This window comes from Xylanibacter sp., assembly GCF_057607445.1.
In genome coordinates, this window is record NZ_DBLZAX010000005.1 from 231,379 (window position 1) to 238,724 (window position 7,346).

Annotated in this window: 4 protein-coding genes; all 4 read left to right on the plus strand. The window is 40.1% G+C overall.

The window, feature by feature from the left end; genetic code table 11:
* Positions 1-188: 188 nt before the first annotated feature.
* The 4 genes from ACZMIG_RS06135 to ACZMIG_RS06150 all read left to right on the plus strand — a co-directional run bounded on the left by ACZMIG_RS06135 (position 189) and on the right by ACZMIG_RS06150 (position 5,927).
* Entirely contained in the window at positions 189-1,736 is a 1,548-nt protein-coding gene (locus ACZMIG_RS06135) for an acyltransferase family protein (protein WP_487889266.1), read from the plus strand.
* Between the two features lie 8 nt (positions 1,737-1,744).
* Positions 1,745-2,911 (plus strand): glycosyltransferase, encoded by a 1,167-nt coding sequence (locus ACZMIG_RS06140; RefSeq protein WP_487889267.1) that lies wholly within the window; start codon positions 1,745-1,747, stop codon positions 2,909-2,911.
* Between the two features lie 228 nt (positions 2,912-3,139).
* The gene (locus tag ACZMIG_RS06145) at positions 3,140-4,342 is read left to right on the plus strand and encodes a radical SAM protein (protein ID WP_487889268.1); all 1,203 of its coding nucleotides are present in this window, start codon (positions 3,140-3,142) and stop codon (positions 4,340-4,342) included.
* Positions 4,343-4,805: 463 nt separating this feature from the next.
* Entirely contained in the window at positions 4,806-5,927 is a 1,122-nt protein-coding gene (locus tag ACZMIG_RS06150; protein ID WP_487889269.1) for a glycosyltransferase family 4 protein, read from the plus strand.
* The last annotated feature ends 1,419 nt before the right edge of the window (positions 5,928-7,346 follow it).

The window sequence follows — 7,346 nt, forward strand, 5'->3', positions numbered from 1 at the left end:
GCTGTGCCCCAGATACGACTGCCTGCGCAACGGCACCGATATATGTGAGCTGTGCTTCAACGGCGACAAGAGTAGCTGCAAAATGTATAAGTGCATGAAAGTTTGCGGCAACCCCCAATACAGTAAAACAAATTAATGATATCTTTAATAAGAAATGTATATATCTGCCAGAAAATGGTATAGTTGAAATGAATATAGAAAATCCTATTTCACTTAAACAAGGAAATACACTACGATTAATTTGGGTTGGAGCAATATGTGAACGAAAGGCATTGATATTATTAATTGAAGCATTACATAAGGTTAAATCACAAAATTGGCATTTAGATGTATGTGGAGATGGAAGTGAAAAACATAAGCTTCAAGCAAAAGCAATAGAGTATGGTATTAATGACAACATTTCATGGCATGGAAATATCCCAAGAAATAAAGTACAAAATTTATTTGCTAATGCACATTTACATATTATATCCTCGTTAGGAGAAGCTACAACCACAGTATTATTTGAAGCAATGTCATGGGGTGTACCAACAATGACACTTGATCATTGTGGAATGTCTGGTGTTGTTTGCAATAAATGTGGAATTAAGATACCAATAATATCATATTCTCAAGTCATAACTGATATGGCAAATAATATCAAACAAATAATAGACAAACCAGAGATAATTAATAAACTCTCAGAAGGTGTTCTGTACTGTTCTGAAGATTATATGTGGACAAAAAGAATAGAATCGTTAGACGGTCTTAGAGCATACGCTGCAATAGGTATAGTAATGATGCATGTTTTAGCGAACATCATTATAAAGCCATCAAGCAATTATGTAACAGAAACAATAATACCCTATTTTACTAATTTTACATTACTATTCATGATAATCAGCGCATTTTCAGTATGCTGTGGATATTATGAAAGAATTAAAAACGGACAAATTCGACCAAACGATTTTTATAAAAAGAGATATAAAAGATTATTGCCTTTTTTTGGATTAATGGTTATTATATCTGTAATCATGGATCATAATTATAATGCATTATGTGAAGGCTTTGCCAATTTAACTTTATGTTTTAATTTATTACCAAATCCAAATATAAGTATTGTCGGTGTAGGCTGGTTTATTGGTACAGTTTTTACATTTTATTTGCTATTCCCATTTTTTACATTCTTATTAGACAATAAAAAACGAGGCCTTTTTGTTCTCTTTATATCATTAATATTTTGTTATATAGCAATAAACTATTTTTCAACATCTGATTTTGTTGTTAAGAAAATTGATAGAGTAAATATAATATATAGTGCACCATTTTTTATATGTGGAGGTCTCATTTATTTATATAAAGATAAAATATATGAACTGGTCTCAAAGAACTATTATTTAACGTTGATTATATGTATATTATTGACAATTTTAAAATTCATCTTTAATAACATAGACTTATTTATAATACCAGATTTAATATTATTTTCTTCATGGTTGATATATGCTATAGGCTCGCATGATAGAATCTTAAATAATAAATTTACATCATATATAAGTAAAATCAGCTTAGAAATATACCTTTGCCACATGATGTTCTATAGAGTTATTGAAAAGTGTCATCTAGAAAATATTATCGACAATAATAATTTATTATATATAAGTACATTTTTTGCTACAATTATTGGAGCAATAGTTTTTTCACATATAATCAAATTTATTGTGTTTCCAAGAACAATAGATAAGCTACTGAAATAAATACAACAATGAAAATCTTACTTTCCAATAAATTCTATTACCGCCGTGGCGGTGATTGCATATACATGCTCAACTTAGAGCAGCTGTTAAAGCAGCATGGTCATGAAGTGGCTGTGTTTGCTATGGACTATCCGGAAAATATAAGTACGCCATGGAGCAAATATTTTCCGCAGAACATGAGTAAGCTGATGGCATTTACACGTCCGTTCGGCTCTAACGAGGTGAAGACGAAGTTTAACAAGTTACTGGACGACTTTAAGCCGGACGTGGTGCATCTTAACAACATACACACACAGCTGTCGCCCGTGATGGCAGAACTTGTCCATAAGCGAGGGATAAAGGTGGTATGGACTCTGCACGACTATAAGCTGCTGTGCCCCAGATACGACTGCCTGCGCAACGGCACCGATATATGTGAGCTGTGCTTCAACGGCGACAAGAGTAGCTGCAAAATGTATAAGTGCATGAAAGGCTCTGCGCTGGCATCGATGATAGGATATAAAGAGGCCGTAAAATGGAACAGGGAGCGACTGGAAGCCTGCACGGATGTGTTTGTATGTCCCAGCCAGTTTATGGCAGAGAAAATGGCACAGGGCGGATTTGACAAGAAGAAGCTGATGACGCTGTGCAACTTTATTGACGTGGACAAATGCAAGAAAGACGAATACGGCAAGGAAGACTATTATTGCTACGTGGGACGACTGAGCCACGAAAAGGGCGTGAACACGCTGATAGAGGCAGCAAAGAACCTGCCGTATAAGCTTAAAGTGATTGGAGGAGGACCGCTTGAAGAAGATTTAAAAATTAAAAGTGAAAAATTAAAAGCAAATGTTGAGTTCCTGGGCTATAAGCAGTGGGACGAGATAAAGAGCATTGTGGGTAAAGCACGCTTCACGGTGATACCGTCAGAATGTTATGAGAATAACCCGCTGTCGGTGATTGAGGCTCAATGTCTGGGTACACCGGTGCTGGGCGCACGTATAGGCGGAATACCCGAACTGATAGAAAACGGCGTAACAGGCATGACCTTTGAAAGCCGCAACGTGGATGATCTGACAAACAAGATTGAAGCCATGTGGCACCACACATTCGACTATAAAGATATAGCTCTGACTTCACAAAAAAGATATAACAGCGAAAGCTATTATGAGAGGATAATGGAGGTATATAAGTGAATAGTGAAGAACGAAGAGTGAAGAATCCAATAGCCAACGTAGTGCTTGCGACAAGAATCCACAAGACACATAACAATTATGAAACGCAGTTCGGTCTAACCCAATTATGAATTGTGAAACATCGTTCAGCGTTAGCTAATTATGAATTCAACTCCATGCTCCTTAACTTATAAAATTATATTTTAAAATTTCGCATCTTATTTAAATACAATATAAAGTAAAAAGATTATGGCAAACATGAATGTGCCGCGTCCAACTGACGCAAGTATTATTCTGACGTATCGCTGCCCGATGCGTTGCGTGATGTGTAACATTTGGAAAAATCCTACTGATAAGAAAGAGGAATTAAAAGCCTCTGACCTTCGTTCGCTTCCCAAATTAAAATTCATAAACCTGACAGGTGGTGAACCCTTCATCCGTGAAGACCTGGATGAAATAGTTGAAGAGTGCTATAAGCATACTGACCGCATTGTGATATCTACGTCGGGATGGTTTCAGGATAGGGTAATAGCTTTGGCTAAGAAATTTCCTAACATCGGTATTCGCATATCTATTGAAGGACTTGCAGAAAAGAATGATGAGCTTAGAGGCCGTCAGGGAACTTTTGACAAAGCTATCAAGACATTAAAGACTCTTCAGAGTATGGGTTTGAAGGATATTGGCTTTGGCTGTACTGTGAGCAACTATAACTCTGGAGACATGCTCAAATTATATCAGCTATCTCTGTCAATGGGACTGGAGTTTGCAACTGCTGCTTTCCACAATTCTTATTATTTCCATAAGGGGGATAACAAGATTACAAACCATGACGAGGTGTGCGGAAACTTCAGAAAACTCATCGACTGGCAGCTGAAGGAGAAGAGCCCGAAGAGCTGGTTCCGTGCATGGTTTAACATGGGACTGATAAACTATATTGAAGGTAACCGCCGCATGCTGCCATGTGAGGCTGGTACGGCTAACTTCTTTATTGACCCGTGGGGAGAGGTGATGCCGTGTAACGGACTGGAGACAAGAATGGACGACAAGAACGCCGGAAATAAGACGAAGCTGGACGGCGACGACATAACTGTGGCGGAGTATAACGAGAAGCTGGCTGCAGATCCTAACAACGTGTCGAACGACAAACTGAAACCGGCAGGAAGCGACACTCCGAAGAGCTGGAGCATGGGCAACATACATGATGCCGACTTTATGACTATATGGAACAGCGAACAGGCTGCCAGAGTGCGTGCAAAGGTGCGCAAATGCCCGAAGAACTGCTGGATGGTAGGAACGGCAAGTCCTGTGATGCACAAATATATAAAGTATCCGCTGAAGTGGGCTTTGAAGAACAAGCTACGCTCAATGCAAGGCAAACCTGCATGCTTAGACTTTAAATACTGCGAAGTAGGACAAGACCCGCAGCAGGGAGACTTGAACTTTGACAGATAATAATTTAAGTGAAGAGCGTGTTTAAGTGAAGAACGAAGAGTGAAGAGTGAAAAATCCATATGCTTTGTTTGTAGAAATATGAAAGTAGCACCACTTCGGGTGCCTGTTTCGCATTAAGACGTTAGCCGTGGGTAGTAACCCACGGTTATAAAAGTGCAGCCTTTCAGGCTTTCTCATTAATGGAAACTAAAAAGTAAAGGTTAAATATTCATTCTATCAAAAGCGATTCTTTGCCAAAACGATTGCCTTTGGATTTTTCACTTTTCACTTTTTGTTTTTTTACTATCGTAATAACTTATTTGATCCTTCTACCTTTTATCAACAGCCAAAGGGCGGAGAGGCACGAAAGAAGAATTATGCCGGCGTGTTGGGCTGATTCTTTTATATTGAGAAAAAACTTTGACATGGACTTTTGCTTATGACGAGGCAAAAGTAATGATTTATTTTTAATCCGGAAAATTTTATGAAAATTGTTGTTACCGGTACCCGTGGCATCCCTAATGTCATGGGCGGAGTGGAGACGCACTGCGAGGAACTGTTTCCGAGAATTGCAGCCATGGGCGAAGACGTAACGGTGATAAGGCGTAAAAGCTACGTCAGCGACGGCCTGAAAGAATGGAAAGGCGTAAAGCTGGTGGACATTGAGACACCGAAGAAGAAGTCGTTTGAAGCCATTATACATACGTACAGAGCCATAAACAAGGCGAAGAAACAGGGGGCAGACATACTGCACATACATGCCATAGGGCCGGCTCTGCTGGTGCCATACGCCAAGATGCTGGGCATGAAGGTGGTGTTTACGCATCATGGTCCTGACTACGACAGGGACAAATGGGGCAGGGCTGCCAAAGCGGTGCTGAAGCTGGGTGAGCGCATGGGGTGTATGTTTGCTGACGACGTAATAGTAATCAGCGACGTGATACGCAACCTGATTAAGGAGAAATACGGACGTACAAAGAACGTGCATCTGATATATAACGGCGTGTCGGAGCCTGAGGTGTGCGACTATCCAGAGTATTTTGAGGAACTTGGCATAAGGAAGGGACGTTACATATTGGGCATGTGCCGCTTTGTGCCGGAAAAGAACCTGCACCATCTGGTGGAAGCGTTCAGTAGAATTAAGAACGAAAAATTAAAAAGTAAAGACGGCGGCGACGATGACATAAAGCTGGTGCTGGCAGGTGACACGGACTTTGAGGACGACTACTCAAGGGGACTGAAAGAGATGGCGAGGAAGAACGGCGTGGTGCTGACGGGGTTTGTGAAGGGCCGTAAGCTGCACTCGCTGCTGACCAACTGCATGTGCTACTGTCTGCCGTCGAGTCATGAGGGCCTGCCGATAGCGTTGCTTGAAGCCATGAGCTACGGCGTGAAGGTGATAGTGAGCGACATACCGGCAAACCTGGAGGTGGGCCTTGACAAAGACGACTACTTCCCTGTGGGCAACGTGGATGAGCTGGCGAAGAAACTGAAAGAGGTGATAAGCCGTGAACCACAGCACATAGACTACGACATGACAAAATATGACTGGGACAAGATAGCGAAGGAGGTAAGAGGGGTATATTGTAATTTGGAGTTAAAGTAGTTAGAGTAGTTATCGCTCACTAAGGTGAGCTAGGAGTTAGAGTCAAATGCTAACGTAGTGCTTGCGACAATAACCAACAAAGCTATTGTGCCGGCGGATCTGCGCTCCGCCGGAATTGAATATAAGGATTTATTTAATCCGATTACTTCCTATTTCGTTTCTAGGTAGTTAAAGTAGTTATAGTAGTTATCGCCAACGGAGTTGGCTAGGAGCATATTTAAGTAAAGAACTAAGAGCAGGCGCAAAGCGCAATTAAAAATGAAAAGTTAAAAGTGAAAAAACATGCGCAAATATTATTGGTAGTTAAAGCCTCCATGTGCAAACGTAATGCTTATAAGTAGAAGCCACAAGACTATTGGATTTTTCGCTTTTAACTTTTCACTTTCGTAAGATGCACTACGTTGCTATTGTGCCGGCGGATCTGTGCTCCGCCGGAATTGAATATAAAGATTTGCAATCTGATTACTTCCTATTTTGTTTCTAGGTAGTTAAAGTAGTTATAGTAGTTATCACTAACGGAGTTGGCTAGGAGCATATTTAAGTGAAGAACTAAGAGTGAAGAGTGAAAAATCCAATTGCAAACGTAATGCTTACAAGTAGAAACCACAATACATTTGGATTTTTCGTTTTTCACTTTTAACTTTTCACTTTCGTAAGATGCACTACGTTGCTATTGTGCCGGCGGATCTGTGCTCCGCCGGAATTGAATATAAGGATTTATTTAATCCGATTACTTCCTATTTCGTTTCTAGGTAGTTAAAGTAGTTATAGTAGTTATCACTAACGGAGTTGGCTAGGAGTTAGAGCCATATACTAACGTAGTACGTGCGATAATAATACGCAACGCACATGTAGTAGCTCCATAGCCCATAAGGCTGTTAATACAGTCTTATGCTTACAACATTTATACATAAAGAGGTCATGCCATTATTCCTGACGGGGTAGTGGCATGACCTCTTTTGCGTTGTATGGCTAAGTGTCGAAATGGCACATGTAATTTGGAGTTAAAGTAGTTAAAGGAGTTATCGCCAACAAGTTGGCTAGGAGTTAGAGTCAAAAGCTTTGTGGATTCTTGTCGCAAAAACTACGTTTGCATTTGGATTTTTCGTTTTTCACTTTTAACTTTTCACATTCGTAAGATGCACTACGTTGCTATTGTGCCGGCGGATCTGCGCTCCGCCGGAATTGAATATAAGGATTTATTTAATCCGATTACTTCCTATTTCGTTTCTAGGTAGTTAAAGTAGTTATTGCCAACGGAGTTGGCTAGGAGTTAGAACCATATGCTAACGTAGTGCTTGCGACAATAACCAACAAAGCTATTGTGCCGGCGGATCTGCGCTCCGCCGGAATTGAATATAAGGATTTATTTAATCCGATTACTTCCTATTTCGTTTCTAGGTAGTTAAAGTAGTTATA

Excerpts from the sequence above, each read along its gene's own strand:
- ACZMIG_RS06135 (WP_487889266.1), top strand. The coding sequence starts at position 189 with ATGAATATAGAAAATCCTATTTCACTTAAACAAGGAAATACACTACGA.
- ACZMIG_RS06140 (WP_487889267.1), top strand. The coding sequence starts at position 1,745 with ATGAAAATCTTACTTTCCAATAAATTCTATTACCGCCGTGGCGGTGAT.
- ACZMIG_RS06145 (WP_487889268.1), top strand. The coding sequence starts at position 3,140 with ATGGCAAACATGAATGTGCCGCGTCCAACTGACGCAAGTATTATTCTG.
- ACZMIG_RS06150 (WP_487889269.1), top strand. The coding sequence starts at position 4,806 with ATGAAAATTGTTGTTACCGGTACCCGTGGCATCCCTAATGTCATGGGC.